The sequence below is a fragment of the Wolbachia endosymbiont (group A) of Colletes cunicularius genome (assembly GCF_964264715.1).
GTDB lineage: Bacteria > Pseudomonadota > Alphaproteobacteria > Rickettsiales > Anaplasmataceae > Wolbachia.
This window is the reverse complement of the sequence record NZ_OZ183471.1, coordinates 1,133,007-1,154,654: the sequence shown is the minus strand read 5'-3', so window position 1 is coordinate 1,154,654 and position 21,648 is coordinate 1,133,007. Positions and strand designations below refer to the sequence as shown.

Here is a 21,648-nt window from a genome sequence, read left to right as displayed (position 1 = left end):
TCTCCAGCAGCTTGCTGTAATTTTTTAATGTCAAATTGCGCAACAAACTGCTGCATAATCAAAGAGGCAAAATGCTATTAAAATCGTTCAAACAATTATTCAACAAACTAAAGATAAAAAGCTCAGCCTGGGATGCATCAGGCTCAGGAAGAAGGGTAATGTATTGGCAACCGGAGGCAGGAAGCATAAATAATTTGCTTTCTCAAAGCCTTGAGCACTTACGTAGCCGCTCTCGTGATATGGTAAGAAAAAATCCATATGCAGCAAATATCATTGATACCATAGTAAGTAACTCTATTGGAACAGGAATAAAACCACAATCAAAAGCAAGAGATGGAGAATTTCGAAAGAAAGTACAAGAATTATGGCTGAGATGGACAGATGAAGCAGACAGTAGCGGAGTGAGTGATTTTTACGGGCTGCAGGCATTGGTTTGTAGGAGCATGGTTGAAGGGGGTGAATGTTTTGTACGACTGAGGACGAGAAAATCTGGAGATGGTTTATGTGTACCTTTGCAATTACAAGTACTTGAATCTGAACATTTAGACAATAAGAGTAATCAAACCCTTGCCAACGGTAATGTAATTAGAAACGGGATTGAGTTTAATAGGCTTGGGCAAAGAGAAGCGTATTACCTTTTTCGAGAACATCCGGGTGAAGGATCATTTGGAGAGTCAGTTAGAGTACCAGCAAATGATGTTTTACATATTTATAGACCGCTAAGACCTGGGCAGATTCGAGGAGTACCGTGGTTGTCCAGTGTACTGTTAAAGCTCTATGAACTTGATCAATATGACGATGCGGAATTAGTGAGAAAAAAGACAGCAGCGATGTTTGCGGGATTTATTACCAGACTTGATCCAGAAGCAAATATTTTAGGAGAAGGTGAAAGCAATGAACAAGGGGTAGCACTTTCAGGACTAGAACCAGGAACTATGCAACTTTTAGACCCGGGAGAGGATATAAAATTTTCAGAACCATCAGATGTTGGAGGAAGTTATGAAGCATTCATGAAACAGCAGCTCAGGGCGATAGCAGTAGGCACAGGGATAACGTATGAGCAGCTAACAGGGGATTTAACGGGTGTCAATTATTCATCAATCCGAGCTGGGTTAATAGAGTTTCGTAGGAGGTGCGCGATGTTACAGCATAACGTGGTAGTATTTCAATTTTGCCGTCCAGTATGGGATAGGTGGTTAGAATTAGCCCTACTCTCAGGAGAACTCGATATAGGAGAAGAATGGACAAAAAAAGGGGCAAAAGAAGTAAAATGGATAGCGCAAGGGTTTGATTGGGTGGACCCGCTGAAAGATCAGCAAGCACAGCAAATGGCGGTAAGAAATGGATTTAAGAGCAGGTCAGAAGTAGTATCAGAGCTAGGTTACGATATAGAAGAAATCGATCAGGAAATTGCTGAGGATCAAAGACGTGCTAGTTCACTCAACTTAAGCTTCGACAGCGATGTCAGTAGTGTTGATTCTAATGTGGAAATGATATGAAACAACAAATAAACAAACCAATGATGGTAGAGCCAAGAAGTTTGAGTTACTGTCATTACAAGCAGGAAAGCAGCCAATTTTTAAAAACATAAAACATGCAGTAAAAAATAGTGAAAAAGGAATAAAAGTTATACCGATACATGGAATCTTGACGAAAAAGTCAGAAGCTTTTGATAATGTGTTGGGGATGACATCGTATGAGAAGATACGTGAAGAGATAGAAGAAGCTTTGATAGATGAAGAAGTAGAAACAATAATTTTGGACATAGACAGCCCTGGAGGGGAAGTAAACGGTTTATTTGACCTTGCTGATTTTATTTATGAGGCAAGAAAGTCGGAAAAGAAAAAGATCGTAGCAATAGCAAATGATGATGCGTATTCTGCAGCGTATGCAATAGCGTCAAGTGCTGAAAAAGTATTTGTAAGCAGAACATCAGGGGTAGGAAGTATAGGAGTAATAGCAAGTCACGTTGATCAAAGTGGATTTGATGAAAAACAGGGGGTAAAATATACCACAGTATTTGCAGGAAAGAGAAAAAACGATTTAAATCCGCATGAGCCAATGACGTCTGAAAGTCTGGGAAGCTTACAAAAAGAAGTAGACCGACTATATGAAATGTTTGTGCAGCTGATAGCAAGGAACAGAGGTCTTTCAATTGAAAAGATTCGATCAACAGAGGCAGGGCTATATTTTGGGGAGAAAGCAATAGAAATAGGTCTTGCAGATGGAGTTACAACATTTTTTGAATTTATCAACAATCATAAAAGTAGGAGTGTTAGTATGACAACTATTGAGGAAAGCTACGAGAACTGTCGTAGAGAAATTTTAGAGATAATAAGATTATGTAATGTATCAAAGATGCCAGAAAAGATAGGAGAATTTATTGAGCAAAGCGTAAGTGTTGAGCAAGCACGGGAAGTTTTAATGGAGTTACTTGCAGAGCGAACGAAAAAGACAGAGATACTGAGTGCAATACCACAGAATTCAGGAGAAGAATTGATGATGCAGGTAGCTAAAGCTAGAGCACAATCAAGTATTTAAGTTTTTTTATAACCGCCGCGTACAATAACTACAAACATGGCGGTAAAACTAAAGGAAAAAAAGGAGAAAAGAAAATATGACATGTATAACCGAACAAAATAATCTAGGTGACTTATTAAAGTATGAGGCATCAAGTCTATATTCAAGAGACCAGATAAATGTAGCGAAAGGTCAAAATATTAAACTTGGTACAGTAGTTGCCAAGAAGACAGATGATGGTTTTATTAGAGTGCTGAACCCCACTGGAACAGACGGCACACAAACAGCAGTAGGAGTAATTACAACCGATATACATAGCAAAGATTCTGATATGAAAGGAGTAATTATTACTCGCAGTGCAATACTAGCAGATCATGCAGTGGTGTGGCCAGCAAATATCACTGAAGAACAGAAAGCTGAAGCAATAAAGCAACTTGAAGGACGAGGGATCATTATCCGCAAGGGAGTGTAACTTAAATTAATAAGGGGGAAAAAGAATGCAAAATCCATTTACGAATACAGCATTTAGCATGACGGCACTAACAAATGCGATGAATATATTGCCGATAAATTATGGACGTGTTGAAAATTTAAATTTATTTCCAAGTAGGTCAGTAAGATTTAGACATATTACGATAGAAGAACACAACGGAGTGTTAAGTTTACTACCAACGCAAGTACCCGGAGCACCAGCAACAGTGGGAAAACGAGGAAAACGGAAAATAAGAACATTTACGATTCCGCATATTCCGCATGATGATGTAGTACTGCCAGAAGAAGTGCAGGGAATAAGAGCATTTGGATCAGAAAGTGAACTGAAAGCGCTGGCAGACGTAATAACTGACCATTTACAGCTAATGAGAAACAAGCACGCAATAACATTAGAGCATTTGCGTATGGGAGCGCTGAAGGGAATAATTTTAGATGCTGATGGGTCGGAATTATTAAATCTGTACAACGAATTTGAAATAACACCAAAAGTAGTAAATTTTGCCCTTGGAACAGCAACAACTGATGTAAAGCGTAAGTGCTTGGAGGTATTGCGACATATTGAGGATAACTTAAGTGGTGAATATATGACGGGAATTCATGCACTGGTAAGCCCTGAGTTTTTTGATGCATTAACTTCCCATAGTAAGGTGAAAGAGGCATATGAGAGATGGCAAGAAGGAGCAGCGCTAAGGAATGATATGAGGTCAGGATTTACATTCTGCGGAATCACATTTGAGGAATATAGAGGGCAAGCAACTGATCCTGAAGGAACCGTAAGAAGGTTTATAGAAAGAGATACAGGACACTGTTTTCCAGTAGGAACAGCGAGCACATTTACAACATATTTTGCACCAGCAGATTTTAATGAAACAGTAAATACACTAGGACAGCCACTCTATGCAAAACAAGAGCCAAGAAGATTTGATAGAGGGACTGATTTGCATACGCAGTCAAACCCTCTGCCAATGTGCCACCGTCCAGCGATACTAGTCAAGATCGTTGCAACATAGGTAGAGCAAATATAAAGCGGTGTGAGGCAGAAGAATGCTTTACCTCTTCTTAGCATATAAATGTTAGTATATAGCGGAGAAACGTGCAAGAGAATATTAAGAGATTATTTAAAGATTGTTTTGCCCATTTAGGAGAAGTGGCTTTATATAAATCAAAGGATAAGTCATATATGGTACAGGTATTAAAGCAACAGCCAGATAAATTATACGAGATTGGTGAAGGACAATTTGTGGGAGAGATGCTTTTTCTTGAGGTAAGCATTTTTGATATACTGAGGCCAATTGTAGGAGATATTTTTGTTATAGGTGATTGCAAATACAAAATACACACACCACCACTTAGAGATAAATCTGGAATGGTCTGGCGAATCGAAGCGTATGGGGTGTAAAATGTCTGTTCATATAGAAGTTGAGGTAATAGAAAGTGTAAATGCTAAAAGAAAAAAAATAGAATTAGCAATAGTGAGAGCGTTAAACAGAACAGCACTATGGCTAAAATTGAAGACAGCAAAAGAAATTAGTGAGGAAAAGAAGATAAAATTAAGTTTGATAAGAAAGAGATTAAGAATTTTTAAGGCGAAAACTAGCAGATTAGAAGTGTTAATTAGAGCAAATCTCTATGACATTAGAGCATCGACAATTGGCAAGATACAAAAAACAAGAAGAGGATCGAAAGTAGGAAAGCATGAGTTTATAGGAGGATTTGCAGCAGTTATGCCAAAAGGAAATAGCGGTATGTTTAAACGTGAAGGAAGGGCAGCATTGCCAATAAAGGAAGTTAAGTTGCCACTGAAACCTGAGGCTTCAAGGATAATAGGGAATCTTGTTAATTATGAAGTTGAAAAGGTATTTGAAAAATATTTTATACATTACATGAGTTAAATTATATGCATGACAAAGTTCTGGAAAGATTTACATCAAGCAATTTGCAGCACACTGAAGGAAGAAATACCGTCTATACAGACATGTGAAATTTATCCAGCAATAAGGAAAGAATTATTAGCGCCAGCGTTATTTGTAGAGCTTGTGAGTTTAGAATCGGGAAAAGATCCTGGAACAGAGGAATTAGCGCTGAAAGCAAGATTTGAAGCGAGAATTGTAGTTGATGGAACAGTCGAGTATTCCTCGTTAGTTGTAAGGTCATTAGCAGCAGAAGTAGCAAGAGTAGTAAATAAAAATACTTGGAACGTGAAAAATGTTTCACCAGGAGAATTTATATCAGGAGGAGGAGATGATTTTAGGCCAGAGCTCGATGCATATTTAGTGTGGTTGGTTGAATGGGTTCACTATCTGCATTTTGGAGAATCAGTCTGGTTAGAGGGGAAAATTAAGCCACATAAAATAGCAGTGGGAGAAATGCATGTTGGAAAATAATTTTGCCATTGCAGAGTTACAGAGAAAAGTAGCGAATATTATTCGTATCGGAATTATTAAAGAAATAGATTATGAAAAAGCAAAAGTAAGAGTGAAAATAGGAGAATTTTTAACAGATTATCTGCCATGGGTAACGAGCAAAGCAGGAAAAGACAGAGATTGGTCTCCACCAGATATCGGTGAACAGGTTATGATATTTTCTCCTTTTGGTGAACTATCATTAGGAGTGGTATTAGGAGGAATATATCAGGAAAAATACCCTGCACCAGAGAATAAAAAAGAAATAAATAGTATAAAATTTCAAGATGGAACAAGATTGTTATATGATAAAGGGAAGCATCATTTAGAGATTGAAGTAGTGGACAAAATAACACTGAAGGCTGGGAAATCAAGTATAGAAATGACAAAAAGTGGAATAAAACTGAAAGCAGAAAGGATTGACTTAAATTGAACAAAGGAATAGTAAGGTTAGGAGACTACTGTGGAGAAGCTATACCACATTTCTGCATTAGCGGCAGTAATAATGTTTTTGTAAACGGTAAGTCAATATGTAGACAAGGAGACAGTTTTAGTGAAGGAAGAGCATTAACTGAAGGATCAAAAACAGTATTTGCAAATGGTCTTAGTGTAGGAAGAGTAGGAGATATAGTTTCATGTGGGTTTAAAGTAATAAAAGGCAGTGAAAGCGTCTTTGCAAAATAGAAATGAAGGGAATGGATGCTAAAACAGGTAAGGCATTAGAAGGTTTGGAACACTTAAAACAATCAATAATTGATATATTAACCACCCCTATTAACAGTAGGATCATGAGAAGGGATTATGGGTCGAGATTATTTGAGTTAGTGGATAAGCCAATAAATAGAGATTTAACTTTGGAAATCTATGCAGCAACTGCAGAAGCTTTGGAAAAATGGGAAAAGAGATTTAAGTTAGAAAAAGTAAAAGTTGAAGGAGTAAAAGAAGGGAGAGTAACATTGAATTTAGAAGGTGTCTATCTTTCAGAAGGTAAGTTCATAAATATTAATGGAGTAGTTGTTTAAAAATGCAGCAGCCAAATATTATCGAACCACTGAACTTTGAAGAGATTTTTTCTCGGATGAAGGAAGAGTTAGTGAAGTGTGATGCAAGTTTTACAGCATTAGTAGAAAGTGACCCAGCGATGAAGGTATTAGAAGTAGCAGCATGGAGGGAATTGTTACTAAGACAAAGAATAAATGAATCAGTAAAGAGTAATTTACTAAAATTTGCAACGGGAGAAGATCTTGATAATTTAGCTGAGTTTTATGGAGTGGAGAGGCAGAAAGAAGAAGAGGATGAACGATTTAGAAAAAGAATTAAAGCAAAGATAATGGGTTGGAGCACATGTGGGAGCAAGGAGTATTATAGGTATCATGCACTGTCAGCAGATAGAAGAGTAAAGGATGCGCTGGTTGAGTCAAAAGTGCCAGGAAGTGTAGAGATCTCAATTTTATCCACGGAGTTATCAACAGCATCAGAAGAACTACTTGAAATTGTAAAAAAGCAGGTTACGAGAGATGATATAAGGGTTTTAACAGATACGATAACAGTAATTAGTTGCAATATTACGGAAATAGATATCCACAGCAGAATGAGCATAAGTTCTGTAATATCAAAGGAGGAAATTAAGGAACAGTTCATCAAGAAGTTTGAAGCAAACAAAAGGTTGGGATGGAACATTACAAGATCATGGATAATAGCGAATCTATTTGTAGATGGTGTAGAAAACGTAGAATTAATAGAACCAAAAGAGGATGTTGTGGTTCTGGGAAATGAATGTGCAAATTTGAGAAATTTAAAGATTGAGTTGAATTAATGTTATTGCCACCAAATGCAACAAAGCAAGAACAAGCATTGGCAGATGCAACAGATTATAAGGTTGATCCAAGCTGTATTAGAGGGTTTAAATTTAGATTAGAAGAAGAAAAATTGCCGTGGTTGATTGAGGAATATGAATTGGGGGAAATTCTACGTTGGGTAAGGGATAAAAGAAAAGCTGTAATAGAAGGAGTAAAATTTCAAAGGCTACGTGGAACGCCTGCATCACTTAAGATAGCACTAAAATGGGCAAATATAGAAGATATTACAATTATCGAAGAACCACCTGGTAAACATTTTTTTGAACTGCAAATAGGAATAAAAGATGTTCCAAATGACTTTTTTGTAGATGCAGTAGTAGAACTTGCAAAACTATCACTACCAGCAAGATCGCGGCTAATGAGGATTTTTAATGACCACTACAACGTTGATAGGTTTATTTTAGATGAAAGTTTATTTGGAAGTTTGTTATCAGACTACTCTGGTATAAAAGTTGAAAAAAATGGGCCAGTGTTATCGTTTGGAAGAGTAAATTTTTTCAGTTCTAGAGGTCCGTTAGTAGAGATTGTAGACAACTATTTAAGAGAGCATTATGAACAAACATTTAGTAATGACATATATCGATTAGATGTAGCAGTACTTGGAGAAACCGAGCCTAACACAAAGAATTGTAACGGTATTTATGAAAGAAGTCATCAGTGGAATAATTTAAAAACGTTATATCCGCTACCACAGAGCTTATTACCAGCAATTAAGTTTGCAAAGGCGCAGATAGTATTATCGGACAGTTGGAGTTTAGGAGAAATAAACGCATGTTTTCCGGTTACGAGTGCAGAAGAGAAAGGAAGTAAATTTTTACTAGGAAGTGATAAACTATCCGAACAACTGTGGAATTTAAAATACAAGCCAATTTTAGAAAGGTTTAGCGTTACTCACCACTACAAGGTAGAAGATTTTACCAACCAGAAAGTTATAAGATTTGGTTTAGCAGAACACAATGTTCATTTTGAAAGCGATTTAAATTCAGAGCAAAAGGATTCAATACATAAATTAGAAAGTTACATTTTAGTATTGTACGGAGGTGTCTTAACTTGGCACGAACATCGACATTTGAATAGAAGTTGGGAAGAAAAACAGGTCATATGTTTAATACGCTAAGTACTTATATTTATATCTTCATATATTACATTAACATTCGGTAAAAATGTGTGTTTTTTGAAAAAAAAGAAGTTGCTTTTTGATATCAAAACAGGCATAACTAGAATAGTAGTGGGTAAACATAAGAAGTTTACTTTACGCTAGAATGAGCCAAATTGGCCATTTTATGTATGTTTTTATAGTGAGGTACACAATGAAGTTTAGCAAGGAAAAGAGAGAAGCTTTTAGTAAGTTTTTTAAAGAAGTATCAAGTAACGGGTTTAAAAACATTAATAAAAAAAATGAAGAAGGAGAGACGATATTGCATCAAGCAGTAGAAATCTCCGATCACAAAACAGTGAAGTTATTAATAAAAAAAGGAGGGGAGATCAATGCAAGAGATAAAAAGGGTTATACGCCACTACACTGTGCAGTATTTGCGAAAAGCTTAGAAAATGTAAAATTGCTGATAAGGGGAGGAGCAGAAGTAAATGCCACTCAATATGTCAGTGGATGTACGCCACTGCACTCTGCATGCAAAATAGGAGCAGGAGTTGCAATAATAAAAGAGCTAGTAAAAGCAGGAGCTGCCATTAATCAACTGGATAAATATGGTGCAACACCAATGTATTATATATGGGAGAGTGAAAGGTATTGCCTATGGGATAATGGGGAGAATGAAAAGGCAAGTAAATTTTTGAGAGAACAAGGTGGAATAACAAAAAGTAGAAAAGTGACATGCTATGAAATAGAGAATTTAGTGGAAGAAATAGCATATATGTTAGATAGAAGCTATTTACCAGAGTTAAAAATAATAGAGATAAAAGAAATAAGAAAGAGAGATAAGGCGCTAATAAGGGAAGAGTGTAAAAATTTAGCAAGCAAGATAATGTGCAAAGTGAACGAAATGATTGATGAGGTGGTGAGAAGGAAAGCTTAAAAAAGGGACTTAATTTTAAAGAAAGGTGGGGTAGATTATGATAAAGCTTGGTAAGAAAGAGGCATTTAATAAATCTCTATTAGAGAACTCATTTAAAAGTGTTTATGAAAGAGACGAAAATGGAAGAACAGTTCTACATTATGCAGTAGATGCAAAAACAGTGAGGTTATTAGCTGAAAAAGGAGCGAATGTGAATGCAGTAGATGTAGGAGGGTATACACCATTGCACTTGGCAGTAACAGCCCAGAATCTAGAAAATGTAAAAGAGCTAATAAGATCAGGAGCAAATGTTAATGCTGAGGAATATGGGAGTAAGAATACGCCATTACACCTAGGATGTATGATTGGTGAAAAAGAGATAGTGGAAGAGCTAGTGGAAGCAGGAGGAGAAATAGAGAAAGAGGATAAGTTTGGGCTGAAAGCGATGGATTATGCAAAAAACAGTAAAGAAGTAACTGAGGTATTAAAGAAAGAAACAGACAGAATTGAAAAGTTATTTGAAAAGCGAAGGGGAAAACCATCTACGAGAGGCTAAAAATATGGAGGAAGAAATAGAAAAAAAGGTAAAGGATTTAGAGAAAGAATCATTAGAAGAGCTGAGGAAAATATGGAAAAAGGTATATGAGAAAGAAGCGCCTAGATACTCAAAGAAATATCTGGTACCAAGATTAGCATATAGGTTGCAAGAGGAGGAGTATGGAGAAATATCAAGAAAAGGAGCAAAAAGACTAGAGTATCTGGCAGATCGGCTAGAGAAGGGAAAAAGAATAAGTAGTGACAAACTTCCGGTAGCAGGAACAGAGCTAATATTAGAAAGAGGAGAAGAGATGCATGCGGTAATGGTAACAGATAGGGGTTTAATCTACAGAGAAGAGTTTTATACGTCATTGTCAGCAGTAGCAGGGAAAATAATGGGAATGAGTTACAACGGACCTTTATTGTTTGGAATGCGTGATAAAAGTGGAAGTTGAGAATGTTAAAAGAGGTAAGGTGCGCGATATATACGAGAAAATCAAATGAGGATGGGCTAGAACAAAAGTTTAATAGTCTTGATGCGCAGCGAGTAGCATGTGAGAAGTATATAAAAAGCCGAGAAGGCTGGGTAGTATTGGCCAAAAGGTACGATGATGGAGGCTTTTCAGGGAGTAATTTAAATAGACCAGCGATAAAGGAGTTGTTTGAAGACGTAAAGGCAGGAGAAGTAGATTGTGTGGTAGTATATACATTAGACAGACTATCAAGGGAAACAAAAGATAGTATAGAAGTGACATCATTTTTTAGAAGGCACAGAGTAAATTTTGTAGCAGTAACGCAGATATTTGACAATAATACGCCAATGGGAAAGTTTGTGCAAACAGTGTTATCAGGGGCGGCACAACTAGAAAGAGAAATGATAGTAGAGAGAGTAAAAAACAAGATAGCAACATCAAAAGAGCAAGGATTATGGATGGGAGGAACTTTACCGCTAGGGTATGATGTAAAAGAAAAGGAATTAATAATAAATGAAAAAGAGGCAAAGACGGTGAAACATATATTTGCAAGGTATATGGAGATAAAATCAATGGCAGAATTGGCAAGAGAGTTAAATAGCGAGGGGTAACGAAAGAAGAGGTTTGAAGCAAAATCGGGAAAAGTATACGGAGGAGAAATCTTTAAAAAAGCAACGGTAAGGAGAATAATAACAAATCCAATATATATGGGAAAAATACGGCATTATGAGAAGCAATATGAGGGAAAACATGAAGCAATAATAGAAGAAAAAAAATGGCAAAAAGCGCAAGAATTAATAAAGAATCAACCGTATCAAGGGAAAAAATATGAAGAGGCACTACTAAAGGGAATAATCAAGTGCAAGAGCTGTGATGTGAATATGACACTGACGTATGCGAAAAAGGAGAATAAGAGGTATCGATATTATATATGCAATAACCATTTAAGAGGAAAAGATTGTGGATCAGTGAACCGAACAGTAGTAGCGGGAGAAGTAGAAAAAGAAGTGATGAAGAGAGCAGAACGCCTATATGAAAATTTGGAAGAAAAAGCGGAAGAGTGGAAAAATTTAAGTTTTGGAAAACAGAAAGAAGTGGTGAAGAAATTAATAAAGACAGTATGGATGAGAGAGGATGGAATAGATGTCTGTTCTGAGTCAGAGGAAAAATTGATACCAATGAGTTTAAAAAAGAAAGGAAATAAATGCACGGTAGTAGAACCAGAAGGTAAAACAAACAATGCACTACTGAAAGCAGTGGTAAGAGCCCATCTGTGGAAACGTCAACTAGAGGAAGGGAAATATGGAAGTGTGAAAGAGCTGAGCGTTAAAATTAATATAGGTACAAGACGTATACAACAAATTTTAAGGTTAAATTATTTAGCTCCAAAGATAAAAGAAGACATAGTAAATGGGAGACAACCGAGAGGTTTAAGATTAGCTGATTTAAGGGAAATACCAATGTTATGGAGTGAGCAATTGGAGAAATTTTATGGGTAGTGCTTGATTGAGAAATTAATAAGTTATTAATGAAAAAAGTATATAGAAGTAAATATTATAGAGGAAGAAATATAATGCTACAGTTCAAAAATACCGAAAACAGGAAAAATATAACCTATGAGTTAGCATGTAATGAGGGTAAATTAACAAGTAAAGACAAAAAAATTCTTAATTTGGCAAAGAAAATAGAGAAAGATGCAAGTGTTGTCAAAGAACTCAAAAAACTTGATAAAATAGAGGAGATTTTAATGGTAGAAATAGTTCGCAAATGTAAAGGTAGAAAAGAAAGACTTACGCTATTACAGCAAGCTTTACTTTATAGTCACAATGCAACTTTGGAATATGTTATTAAAAGAGCTGAGGAATACAAACTTTTTGAAAAGATTTCTGGTAAGAGAATTGTTTCAGAGCATTTAGGTGATCATGGAGAGCCAATAAACAGAACTTACAGTACTGTTGTATGTGAAAATGGTGCAGTACACAGAAAAACTTTAACACCAAGAGGAAAAACTCCTAACAATGGAACTATTATAGCTGAAGATAAGAATAATGAAAAAGTACCGGATCTAATTACAATAAACCAAGGTACTGCTGCTGTAGGTATATTAACTGAAACTGAACCATGTGAAAGTAGCGAAGGAAGTAAAAATTTCTCAAAAGAAACTGCTATAGAAGAATCAAGGGCTTGTGATATGCAAGAAGATATTGGGGAAGTTGTTGATGATTATAGAAATAATTTTGATTTCAAAGAGCAAAAAGTTACAGAAACTGGCACTCAATCATATGAGGATATTAATAAAAATAACAAAGATTTTCACCTAACATTTGAAAACAAGGAGAGAGCTGAAACCGAGGTTCCTCTTCGTAAAGAAAAAATGGTGTCAACACAAAGACTAATACCATTAGATCCAGTATTATTAGACGACGAATATATAGGTAATGTTAATCTAACAATGATAGAACATGCTGAAGAAAAAGCGATGTCAACAAGAAGACTGATAAAAGTAGATAGGTCATTATTAGACAATGAAGATAACAAAGACTTTCAACTGACATTTGAAAACACCAAAAAAGCCCAAAACTCCTCAATAGAAAATGCTGTGCAAGGACGCAATATTTCTGGTAGCTTTCCTTTTAGAAAATGTTTTAATAGTGATGCTGGAGGCAAAGAAGAAAATCCATCAACAAAAGCAATACAGCAAAAACGAGCAATCCTGGCTGGCAGTGCTGGAGTAGTATTATTGGTGGGTAGTGTTGCATCCTATATTATGAAAATGCATGTAATAGCCGTAATTGGCGGGATTGTTGGATTAGCGTGTATAGGTTTTGCACTGTATAAGCCAAATACCAAATTTGAGAAAGTGAAAGGTGTGGAACAGGCCTCAGTTTTCTTTGGATCAAATATAACATGATATAGTATTTTGAGTATTTCCATGGCATTGTTGAACATTGCTTGTCTCAAGTGAATTTGTAGGCCTATTGCAGCAGTATATAATTGCGAAAGCAACGAGACAACAAACCAGTCCAACTGTTATTCCTAATGTTAACTTTTCCAAGTAGAATGCAATAGCTAACCCAGAAATGACTCCAGCTATTGCGAATGCAGAAGAAACTATAATAGGCAACTTACTGCTTTGCGCATTTTGTAGAACCGGATTACTTTTGTCTATTTCACTAGGCTTTTTGCTGTTATCCTGAACATTATTCACCTGTTTAGAGTCTTCTTGACCAGTAGAAGCTTGTATGTGCTGATTGCTCTGAGTCACGTTCTCTTGTCCTGAAGTTTTAGGTTGCCCATTTTGCAGACTGCTATTATTTTTGAATATAGAATCTTCCTCACTATTTGTTGTACTTACCATAGAATGTTCATTATTAGTAACATTTTTATTTGTAAGCTCATTGCTGAAGCTAAGGTAATAGGTAGATGATAGTAACAAATCCTCTGGTTCCATGCTAGTGTTTAATGCTGTAACACTTGTTAAATCAAGCTCTTTTTCGTTGTTATTACTTTTGTGTACGAAAATACTGCTAGTTACCGGTCTTGCTTCAGTATTAAAAGTTTGATTTTGCTCTTTATTTTTCTTTTGACCAGAAGCTTTATCTCGTGTGTCGCTAGTGTTCTCTACCTCAGTGTTTTGCCTTCCGCTAAGCGCTTTACCCTCCTCATAACTATTACTAATAGACTGCTCTGCTAGAAAGCCCATACCGTTTAGTATATCATTCCCTTCCTTTCCTGTAAAGACATCTTCTTTTATCTGTTGACTCTTAAATTCTGGGCTTTGTAATCGTACATCACTTGCTTCATTGATTGTTTGGCCTGGAGATGCAGCGTCATTTGTTACAGCCAACGAAGCACCTTCAACATTTATGATAGGTGATCCTTTATTGTAGTTATTGTTCATTCTTTCTATTAGGTCAGACCGAATCTTACACAAAATGTCCTCAAGGCTTTTAGCTTTTTTATAATCTTCTTGAGAGATATAACCATAACAGTACTGACTGGTAGAATATATAAACCCTATAATAGGAGTAGCAGGATAAGTACCCCACGCCTTATCTTGTTCTTTAGTAAAGTTACCTACCATTTCTAATATTTTTTCTACTACTTTCAAACCTTTTTGAGGCGATACAGAAATAACATTATCCTGAATAACATCTACACAATTACTCAAAGCATCAACATTTTTAGCATTTATTGCTCCTTTTACCGATTCTACTACACTCTTTAGGTCGAGAGTTGGATTTTCAGGAATAATAACAAGTGATGATTCTTCATCATTATTTAAATCTTCTTGATCTGCAATGAACGACTGAGGACCTTCACCAATATTTGCAATGAGGGACTCAACAACTGCATTATCAGCATCTTTGAAATGTTTATTAATATCGTCAAGTAGGCTGTTGTCGTTTGCTTTGTAGTTGCTTAATTGTTCAGGAATAGTAAGTATTACTTTGCCATTTTCATAGTCTACTCGATCACTTTGAAATTTAAGTGTGAATTTCAGTGAGCTATTTGACCTACATATTTCTTTCTCTGGATTATTCAACTCTGCTACACATGTAATCTTACGGTACTCAATGTTTACAGAATCTGCATTACTATCACAAATATGTATTGTTTTTTCAGAAACTATTGGTATCAAATTATAATTGGCAAATATCGAATGCATCTGTTCATACATTGCAAACTCATATCCTGCTTGATTACAATGAGTAATTAATTCTTCCAGTATATGACCGTTTGGCACTTCTGCTCCGGCATGTTCAAACATTTTTATAAAAACATGTTTTGCAACCTGACGTTTATCATTTTGATTGAGTTCATCGTATAATTGTGTAACAAAACGACTATCTATAGGTTTATCGTTAATCATAAAACTCATTCTAGGTAGGTCTTTATAAGCTTGTTTACCAGAATTTGCATCTTTATTACTTTCGTTTGCTTTTACCTTACTGAGTAGACGTTGCGTAAGTTTAAACTCTAATTTGGTTATTGTGTTAGGACTGTAGTGAACTTCATTCTGATCTTTCTCAGGAAAAGAGTGAATATCTACTTGCTGATTTGCAACACCAATAATTTTACCTCTTGTCATGTTTATCCTTAATATAGATAAGCTTAGTCCAGTTTAGCACTAAATAGTAATTTAATCAAGTAAATTATTTAATTTTTCTCAAGAATGTAAAACATAACTATAGGTGTCTCGATATACACCTTGATTTGAATTTATACAGATACTTCTAAACTTACAATGTTATACCAATTTTCAATGATAATGAGACAAATAAAAAAGAGCGCTTTCTATCTATAAACGAAGGTTTAAGCTAATTTATCGAACGTTCTACTTGTCTTCCCAATAATGAATTTCAGTATTACATAATGATGTCATCAATGTCTGTATATAGTGATTAAAACAGCAAGCCTCCAAGCTGGAAGCCTGCTATTGGTTACTTTACATCAATTTTCTTAACATGTTTTTCCGACTTAGGTACACTTATATGTAATACTCCGTCTGAGAAATTAGCAGATATTTTATCTTGGTCTACATTAGCTGGAAGTTGAAAAGACCTATAGAAAGAACCATGATACCTCTCACGATGGTAATATTGCTTATCTTCTGACTCTTTTTCGCATTTCTTTTCACCTTTCACTATGAGATTATCGCCAGATGTACTAATATCTACATTTTCTTTAGGGATACCTGGCAATTCTAAAGATAGGCGATAGTTTTGCTCTGTTTCATACAAGTCACAAGCTGGCAATACACTGCCATCTCTTCTGAGAAGTCCAGGGTTAGTTCCCATAAAGAAGCTATTGAACATGTCGTCAACAGCTTTTTGCAGACCTCTTAAGCTAAAATTATCGCGATTATTGTTTTTATTTGAATGAACTAGATTACTCATGTTATACCTCCTTATCATTACTCATGCATTATGTAATCATTCTATTCACTAGTTTCAATACTGTGTGATGTAGTTAAAATAAACGTGGACAATATTTTCTAAGAGCCTGTCTTCAAACTAAGTAGAAAGGAGTTAAGAAGTGTGTTATAAGATATATTTTAAATGTACCCAAGCGATATAAGTGACAAAGAATGGAAGATAATAGAGCTATATTTTGAACCTAAAAAGACCGGCAGACCAAGAAAACATAGTATTAGAACAATTATTAACGCAATCCGCTATATGATGAGAACAGGATGTCAATGGAGACAACTGCCTAAAGATTTTCCACCATGGAAAACAGTGTATAGTTGTAATTAGCGATTGAAAAAAAGTGGAATATGGCAAGAGATTCATGATTTTCTAGTTAAAAAAGTAAGAGAGATAATTGGTAAGAATGAAACTCCATCAGTGGGAATAATAGATAGCCAATCAGTAAAAACTACTCAAAAAGGGGATCCAGAGGATATGATGCTGGCAAGAAAGTAAAGGGTAGAAAGCGCCACATCGTTGTAGATACTGTAGGTCTTGTAATTGCTGCTGAAGTACAAAGTGCAAGCATTCAGGATCTTGATGGTGCACTAAATCTTTTTGTTCAAGCCAAATGCAAAGCTCCAACATTACATAAGTTTTTTGCTGATCAAGGATACACAGGTAAATTGCAAAACCTCTGCTTATTGGAAACTGGATGTTTATTGACGATTACCAAGAAAATAGTTGATACAGGATTTCAGGTTATTCCCAAACGTTGGATTGTTGAGAGAACCTTTGCTTGGCTCTCCAATTTTAGACGTATGAGTAAGGATTATGAGCATTCTCCTCTCACTTCAAAAAACAACATCTTCTTTAATATGATCACTATTATGCTTCACAAATTAGCTCATTCTTGAGTTTGAAGACAGGCTCTAAGAAATTTGCGAATGTTGACGCCACAGCCATTAAAACAATAAGAAAAGGGAATATCGATAACAGGATTAAAAATGATAGATACCCTGCATGCTCCACTCCATCATTATGAATTGTGTCAATCAAAGCACGATAAAGGCAATAAACGATGCTGTAAAATTTCTGTAGCACTGTAATATAAACAAACCAAGAAAAGTATTCTAAATGAAATAAAGGATACTTTTAAGCAAAAAATCCTCACCATTTACTTAAACTTAATCAAAGTGAAGGATAATCCAGCATTAAATAGAAATTATCGGAGGCATAATGAAAAATTTTCTTCTACTTGTGGCTTTAATTCTCTCCTTTGCATTTGATGCACGTGCTGATCTAGATGCAACATCAGCAGTAATATGCAAAATAATTGGTTATACTCACGGCATAGGTGGGCCGATGATCACAATAGTGATAATAGGTGCAGCTTTACTTGCAATATTTGGCAGAATGCCGTGGCCAGCACTTTTTGCACTCGGTGCATTTACTGCTGTGTTCTTCGGTGCGCCTGCCGTCGTTTCAAAAATAGCACCAGGTACAGCAAGTAAGTGCGAGACGTGTCCTCTTGGGCAAACATTGAAAGATGATGGAAAAGGAAATTATAAGTGTGCTTAAAAAGTATTGGGTAAGTTATACTTCTTGTATCATTTACTTAAACTTAATCAAAGTGAAGGATAATCTAGTGAAATAGAAACTATAGGAGGCATAATGAAAAATTTTCTTCTACTTGTGGCGTTAATTCTCTCCTTTGCGTTTGATGCAAATGCTGATGAAACATCAGGAGTGATATGCAAAATAATAAACTATACTCACAGCTTAGGTGGGCCGATGATCACAATAGTGATAATAGGTGCAGCATTGCTTGCAATATTTGGCAGAATGCCATGGCCAGCACTTTTTGCACTCGGTGCATTTACTGCTGTGTTTTTTGGTGCCCCTGCAGTTGTGAAAGCAATAACAGGAAAAGAGACAACTTGCACCGCAGCAGGGTGTGCTGCTAACGGTGGAACGTGGGATGCGGCAACAGGAACGTGTAAATAATAGAAGCTAAAGTTTCAAAAACATAGCTAAATGGTGCTTCTTAAAGGAGCACCATTATTTCACAATTATACGAACTTATGATTTGAGAGCAATTCTCACCATGATGGTGTCATCCCAGTACTCCTATAATGTCATCCCAGTGCTCCTATAATGTCATCCGAGTAGCTGACACTGGGATCTCATTTCACTCTATAATAGTATCATTCCAGTGCTCCTATAATGTCATCCCAGTGCTCCTTTTTTTGTCATCCGAGTAGCCCCTTTTTTGTCATCCCAGTGCCCAGACACTGGTTCACTCTATAATGGCAGTGCCTCTATGATGTAAGGAATCCAGTTTTTATGCAATCTCATCAAGAACGTTGTGTTTTAACGTAAGGTTGGCTACTTTTACACTCACTAACTTAGCTATAGCCAACCGAAGTAAGATTTCCCCGAGAGCTGAAAGACAAAATCAATAGCCGAATTAATATTGGGCCAAAAGCTTGGCAGCACTTTTCTTATGGCATGCTTAATGGCAAACCAGAACTTCTCAATCGGATTTAAATCCGGTGAGTATGGCGGCAAGAACAAAATTTTACACCCAACATTTTCTATCAAATTTTTCGTTCTTGCAGATTTATGAAAGCTTGCATTATCGAGAACAATAGTCTGTCCAGGTTTTAATATAGGAACAAGTATATTTTCTACATAAGCATCAAAAATCTCGCTGTTGCAGTAGCCCTCAATTACCCAGGAAGCTTTAACTTTTCCCTCATTTAGTGCTCCTATTATGCTTACCTTCTTTCTTTTAAACCCTGGTTTATCGGCAAATAACCTCTTGCCTTTTTGAGACCACCCATATTCATAAAATCTGTTGTCTTCTACTCCAGAGTCATCTATGAATATCAAGTTTTCTTTTTCTATTCCTTCTATTTTTTTTATGAACTCCTTGCGTTTCTCTTCATTCCTTTCCTGATAAAGAAAAGTTTTTTTTATATGTATAGTTTACTTTTTTAAGATAATTGTAGACTGTGTCTTTGCACATGTTGCCAAATTTTTCAATTATTTTTTCAACCGTAATATCTCGGTTTTCATCCAGAAATTTGACAAAGCCATCTAAGTATTTAATTTTATGACTATGTCCCTTTTGGTAGCCTGAAGACGGTTTTATACTTCCTGTTTCTTCTCTTCTTTTCCTCCACCAGTATATAGTTTTTCTATCAATTTTGAACATCTTGCTTACTTCTTCCATAGTCATTTTTTTCTCGTCAACCACTTTTAAAACTCGTTCCCTCAGGTCCTCACTATATGGCTTTGCCATCATTCTACCTTAATTAAAGCAGTATTATACCTTTTTACACTCCTTTGAGGAAACCTTATTTCGGTTAGCTATAATCGAATCAAGTACAGGAAATTAGGAAAGATAGCATGGATAAAGCCTTTGTTAAATGTGATGTTTGCTTCGAGCCTTGATGTGGTGAATTATCAACTAGGTAATGTAATGGACGACAGATACATCAGGATACAATCACAACTTACAATAGCGTCGGCTGAGATGGATAATGTAACCCTGAAAAACATCAAGTGCTTACAGCAAGAGGCAAATGCAATGATAGAGGATAACCAGGAAGTAATAGATAAATTTTTGAAATGCCAAGCAAACTAAAGAAATTATACCACAAAGCAAAGAAAGGTTTAAAAAACATAGTTTCGCCCAAAAAACATACTAAGGGTCAAGAAGCTAAAATTTCAAACGATAAGCCAAAACCGCTCTCCGAAATTGTGGTGAAACCTCACCTATGCTCGAAAGTAACCTCTAAAGCAGAAAATATCAAAAAAGATAAAAAAGGAATAAAAGAAAAAATAAAAAGCTTAAAAACAAAACCCGTAGAAAAAGAGCTAAAAAAGGGTAACATATTCAAAAAAGGCTTCAAAAAGCTGAAAGGGAAAGTAAAAAAATTAAACCCCATAAAGGTTAAGAAAAATAAGATAATCGGGAGCAAGAAGTTAGCATTTTTACTCACAGCTGGAACGATTGTAGCAATTTTACCAATGTTCAATTTGACCCCTTTTCCAGCACTTGCAATAACTTCTGCATGTGTTTTCAGTATCAATTTTATCGCAGTCAAGACACTAAAGAAAGCTATCACACAACGCAAAGCAAAATCCAAAACGGTAGCTGAGCCAGAAAAGTTGGAAAATGTTTCAGTTGAGCCAGCAAAAGAAGAATCTAAACGAGTTTCCAAAGATCTCCACTAATATATTTATTAAATAACTTTCTATTTCTATTTAAATATTATCCTTTCAATAAAATGCACTAGCAACACGAATATTTTGCAAAAAAATATGCAGGTTATGAAATTTTTGCTATCAAATTACGCAAATTCCTTAGCAGTCAGGCCTGTTATTTGGGAAATGACATCAATAGAAACACCCATTCTAATTAAATTATTTGCGACTTTAATTCCCTCAATTTTATTAATTTTTTCCTCATAAATTTGTCTCCTTTGGAATAAAAACTCTATCCATATGCCTAGTTCATCTCGTGATTTTTGATTGCTGATTTTTTTAGACTCTCTCGCCCAACTTAATAGCTCTTTTTCTCCTTCACCATCCTTATCTTCATAGCATTCTTCTTCCGTTACCAGATCTTCAACATTCACTGATAATTTTCTTGCTATTTCCCATAACCTCTCACCGAACATGGTGCTTCCTTGTTCATAGTAATGTATCTGTGGACCTCCTATACCAAGCTCCTTCGCTAATTCCTCTTGCGTATACCCTTGTATTATTCTCCACTTTTTCATCTCTTGTCTTTTGCTTCGATGCTTAGAACTTTTTTCTTCTTTATTTTCATATTCATCAGCTGATAAGCCTGTTGCTCGGTAGATTATATCATTAGCAAATCCTGCTTTGACATCACTTTCCTCTTCAGCTCAAATAGATTGGGTCAATGCATAAATTGCCTTGCGTTCTCTTGTTTGTGCCATGAGATTGTATATTGCTTGTTCCTTGGCTTTATCAAAACAACAGTTTTCTCTTAGTACTTTTTGTCTAGAAAATAGACCTCCAGCCTTAATTGATAATGCATCCGCTAGTCTTTTTAAGTCTTCAGTTGGAATACCTTGTACCCCTTGTTCATATTTTAGCAGCGTATAATATTTTATACCTGTTTTGTCTGCTAGATCTCTTACGGTACATTTTCTTCTTAACCTCCAGCTTCTTACCTTTTGTGCTATTTTGTATCTTGCAGGGTTACTCTTTTTCACATACTCTCAGATGCCTGTTAAAAACTAGTATATTAAATGCCTATGCCGTGACAAGCTAAAATGAGAACTTCACACTTAAAATAGGTATGACCACTAAACTCATGAGCTGGGGTTTTTAGGTACTTTACAGAAGGGTTGATAAAAGATATACAAAAGGACGTCTAAAGCAGAGAATGCGATTCT

27 protein-coding genes and 4 pseudogenes are annotated in these 21,648 nt (G+C 35.8%); 24 read left to right on the top strand and 7 right to left on the bottom strand.

Features of this window, described 5'->3' with window-relative positions:
• Positions 1-71: 71 nt before the first annotated feature.
• The 17 genes and pseudogenes from ACFELZ_RS06810 (at position 72) to ACFELZ_RS06730 (ending at position 13,209) form a co-directional block, all read left to right on the top strand.
• Positions 72-1,499: a phage portal protein gene (locus ACFELZ_RS06810; protein ID WP_375315992.1), complete on the top strand. Its 1,428-nt coding sequence runs from the start codon at positions 72-74 to the stop codon at positions 1,497-1,499.
• Positions 1,496-2,541 (top strand): annotated as a pseudogene (locus ACFELZ_RS06805) (S49 family peptidase). Before ACFELZ_RS06810 ends, ACFELZ_RS06805 begins: the two are co-directional and overlap by 4 nt.
• A gap of 76 nt (positions 2,542-2,617) precedes the next feature.
• A complete protein-coding gene (locus tag ACFELZ_RS06800; protein ID WP_341814246.1) occupies positions 2,618-2,992 on the top strand; it encodes a head decoration protein in 375 nt (124 codons plus the stop codon).
• A gap of 25 nt (positions 2,993-3,017) precedes the next feature.
• Positions 3,018-4,022 carry a major capsid protein gene (locus ACFELZ_RS06795; RefSeq protein WP_341814247.1) on the top strand — a complete coding sequence of 335 codons (1,005 nt, stop codon included), beginning with the start codon at positions 3,018-3,020 and terminating at the stop codon, positions 4,020-4,022.
• Positions 4,023-4,105: 83 nt separating this feature from the next.
• Entirely contained in the window at positions 4,106-4,411 is a 306-nt protein-coding gene (locus ACFELZ_RS06790; RefSeq protein WP_052265018.1) for a hypothetical protein, read from the top strand.
• A gap of 1 nt (position 4,412) precedes the next feature.
• Positions 4,413-4,904 carry a phage tail protein gene (locus tag ACFELZ_RS06785; RefSeq protein WP_065095516.1) on the top strand — a complete coding sequence of 164 codons (492 nt, stop codon included), beginning with the start codon at positions 4,413-4,415 and terminating at the stop codon, positions 4,902-4,904.
• Between the two features lie 9 nt (positions 4,905-4,913).
• Positions 4,914-5,396: a hypothetical protein gene (locus tag ACFELZ_RS06780; protein WP_065095515.1), complete on the top strand. Its 483-nt coding sequence runs from the start codon at positions 4,914-4,916 to the stop codon at positions 5,394-5,396.
• Positions 5,383-5,847 carry a phage baseplate assembly protein V gene (locus ACFELZ_RS06775; protein WP_264328558.1) on the top strand — a complete coding sequence of 155 codons (465 nt, stop codon included), beginning with the start codon at positions 5,383-5,385 and terminating at the stop codon, positions 5,845-5,847. Before ACFELZ_RS06780 ends, ACFELZ_RS06775 begins: the two co-directional genes overlap by 14 nt.
• On the top strand, positions 5,844-6,098 hold the full coding sequence (locus tag ACFELZ_RS06770; RefSeq protein ID WP_047759655.1) for a PAAR domain-containing protein: 255 nt from the start codon (positions 5,844-5,846) through the stop codon (positions 6,096-6,098). The genes ACFELZ_RS06775 and ACFELZ_RS06770 overlap by 4 nt, the downstream gene beginning before the upstream one ends.
• A gap of 2 nt (positions 6,099-6,100) precedes the next feature.
• A complete protein-coding gene (locus ACFELZ_RS06765) occupies positions 6,101-6,436 on the top strand; it encodes a GPW/gp25 family protein (protein ID WP_375315991.1) in 336 nt (111 codons plus the stop codon).
• 2 nt (positions 6,437-6,438) lie between these two features.
• Positions 6,439-7,230 carry a baseplate J/gp47 family protein gene (locus ACFELZ_RS06760; protein ID WP_375315990.1) on the top strand — a complete coding sequence of 264 codons (792 nt, stop codon included), beginning with the start codon at positions 6,439-6,441 and terminating at the stop codon, positions 7,228-7,230.
• Positions 7,230-8,390 carry a phage tail protein gene (locus ACFELZ_RS06755; RefSeq protein ID WP_341814251.1) on the top strand — a complete coding sequence of 387 codons (1,161 nt, stop codon included), beginning with the start codon at positions 7,230-7,232 and terminating at the stop codon, positions 8,388-8,390. Before ACFELZ_RS06760 ends, ACFELZ_RS06755 begins: the two co-directional genes overlap by 1 nt.
• A 193-nt stretch (positions 8,391-8,583) precedes the next feature.
• Positions 8,584-9,309 carry an ankyrin repeat domain-containing protein gene (locus tag ACFELZ_RS06750; protein ID WP_375315989.1) on the top strand — a complete coding sequence of 242 codons (726 nt, stop codon included), beginning with the start codon at positions 8,584-8,586 and terminating at the stop codon, positions 9,307-9,309.
• A gap of 37 nt (positions 9,310-9,346) precedes the next feature.
• Positions 9,347-9,844 carry an ankyrin repeat domain-containing protein gene (locus ACFELZ_RS06745; RefSeq protein ID WP_341814253.1) on the top strand — a complete coding sequence of 166 codons (498 nt, stop codon included), beginning with the start codon at positions 9,347-9,349 and terminating at the stop codon, positions 9,842-9,844.
• Positions 9,845-9,848: 4 nt separating this feature from the next.
• On the top strand, positions 9,849-10,280 hold the full coding sequence (locus tag ACFELZ_RS06740; protein ID WP_265027449.1) for a DUF2924 domain-containing protein: 432 nt from the start codon (positions 9,849-9,851) through the stop codon (positions 10,278-10,280).
• A 2-nt stretch (positions 10,281-10,282) separates the two neighbouring features.
• Positions 10,283-11,797, top strand: a pseudogene (locus ACFELZ_RS06735) (recombinase family protein).
• Between the two features lie 29 nt (positions 11,798-11,826).
• Positions 11,827-13,209, top strand: coding sequence for a hypothetical protein (locus ACFELZ_RS06730; RefSeq protein WP_375315988.1), 1,383 nt, complete (start codon positions 11,827-11,829; stop codon positions 13,207-13,209).
• Here ACFELZ_RS06730 and ACFELZ_RS06725 read toward each other — a convergent pair.
• Both ACFELZ_RS06725 and ACFELZ_RS06720 read right to left on the bottom strand, forming a co-directional pair.
• Positions 13,195-15,390 (bottom strand): hypothetical protein, encoded by a 2,196-nt coding sequence (locus ACFELZ_RS06725; protein WP_375315987.1) that lies wholly within the window; start codon positions 15,388-15,390, stop codon positions 13,195-13,197. The genes ACFELZ_RS06730 and ACFELZ_RS06725 overlap by 15 nt on opposite strands.
• Positions 15,391-15,742: 352 nt before the next feature.
• A complete protein-coding gene (locus ACFELZ_RS06720) occupies positions 15,743-16,198 on the bottom strand; it encodes an Hsp20/alpha crystallin family protein (protein WP_375315962.1) in 456 nt (151 codons plus the stop codon).
• A 162-nt stretch (positions 16,199-16,360) separates the two neighbouring features.
• Here ACFELZ_RS06720 and ACFELZ_RS06715 point away from each other — a divergent pair, with 162 nt between their 5' ends.
• From ACFELZ_RS06715 to ACFELZ_RS06705, 3 genes are read left to right on the top strand one after another with little or no spacing between them, the layout of a single operon-like run.
• Positions 16,361-16,558: a transposase gene (locus ACFELZ_RS06715; protein ID WP_375315805.1), complete on the top strand. Its 198-nt coding sequence runs from the start codon at positions 16,361-16,363 to the stop codon at positions 16,556-16,558.
• Positions 16,559-16,561: 3 nt separating this feature from the next.
• Complete coding sequence (locus tag ACFELZ_RS06710; protein WP_375315781.1) at positions 16,562-16,726, top strand: hypothetical protein; 165 nt, start codon at positions 16,562-16,564, stop codon at positions 16,724-16,726.
• Complete coding sequence (locus ACFELZ_RS06705) at positions 16,669-17,127, top strand: transposase (RefSeq protein WP_375316627.1); 459 nt, start codon at positions 16,669-16,671, stop codon at positions 17,125-17,127. Before ACFELZ_RS06710 ends, ACFELZ_RS06705 begins: the two co-directional genes overlap by 58 nt.
• 13 nt (positions 17,128-17,140) lie before the next feature.
• On the opposite strand, the pseudogene ACFELZ_RS06700 reads toward ACFELZ_RS06705, so the two are convergent.
• A pseudogene (locus ACFELZ_RS06700) lies at positions 17,141-17,314 on the bottom strand (ribonuclease); the annotation flags it as partial.
• 135 nt (positions 17,315-17,449) lie between these two features.
• On the opposite strand from ACFELZ_RS06700, the gene ACFELZ_RS06695 reads away from it, so the two are divergent.
• Both ACFELZ_RS06695 and ACFELZ_RS06690 read left to right on the top strand, forming a co-directional pair.
• On the top strand, positions 17,450-17,791 hold the full coding sequence (locus ACFELZ_RS06695; protein WP_375315986.1) for a TrbC/VirB2 family protein: 342 nt from the start codon (positions 17,450-17,452) through the stop codon (positions 17,789-17,791).
• 93 nt (positions 17,792-17,884) lie between these two features.
• Positions 17,885-18,217, top strand: coding sequence for a TrbC/VirB2 family protein (locus ACFELZ_RS06690; RefSeq protein ID WP_375315985.1), 333 nt, complete (start codon positions 17,885-17,887; stop codon positions 18,215-18,217).
• 405 nt (positions 18,218-18,622) lie between these two features.
• Here the strand turns inward: ACFELZ_RS06690 and ACFELZ_RS06685 are convergent, their stop codons facing one another.
• Both ACFELZ_RS06685 and ACFELZ_RS06680 read right to left on the bottom strand, forming a co-directional pair.
• Positions 18,623-19,138, bottom strand: coding sequence for an IS630 family transposase (locus ACFELZ_RS06685; protein WP_375316692.1), 516 nt, complete (start codon positions 19,136-19,138; stop codon positions 18,623-18,625).
• 19 nt (positions 19,139-19,157) lie between these two features.
• Positions 19,158-19,520: a helix-turn-helix domain-containing protein gene (locus ACFELZ_RS06680; RefSeq protein ID WP_375315839.1), complete on the bottom strand. Its 363-nt coding sequence runs from the start codon at positions 19,518-19,520 to the stop codon at positions 19,158-19,160.
• A 75-nt stretch (positions 19,521-19,595) separates the two neighbouring features.
• Between ACFELZ_RS06680 and ACFELZ_RS06675 the strand changes: the two are divergent.
• A pseudogene (locus ACFELZ_RS06675) lies at positions 19,596-19,862 on the top strand (patatin); the annotation flags it as partial.
• Positions 19,847-20,455 (top strand): hypothetical protein, encoded by a 609-nt coding sequence (locus ACFELZ_RS06670; RefSeq protein WP_375315984.1) that lies wholly within the window; start codon positions 19,847-19,849, stop codon positions 20,453-20,455. The pseudogene ACFELZ_RS06675 and the gene ACFELZ_RS06670, both read left to right, overlap by 16 nt.
• A gap of 116 nt (positions 20,456-20,571) precedes the next feature.
• Here the strand turns inward: ACFELZ_RS06670 and ACFELZ_RS06665 are convergent, their stop codons facing one another.
• Positions 20,572-21,003: a helix-turn-helix domain-containing protein gene (locus ACFELZ_RS06665; RefSeq protein ID WP_375315983.1), complete on the bottom strand. Its 432-nt coding sequence runs from the start codon at positions 21,001-21,003 to the stop codon at positions 20,572-20,574.
• 129 nt (positions 21,004-21,132) lie between these two features.
• Positions 21,133-21,465 carry a helix-turn-helix domain-containing protein gene (locus ACFELZ_RS06660; protein WP_375315982.1) on the bottom strand — a complete coding sequence of 111 codons (333 nt, stop codon included), beginning with the start codon at positions 21,463-21,465 and terminating at the stop codon, positions 21,133-21,135.
• Positions 21,466-21,648: the final 183 nt, after the last annotated feature.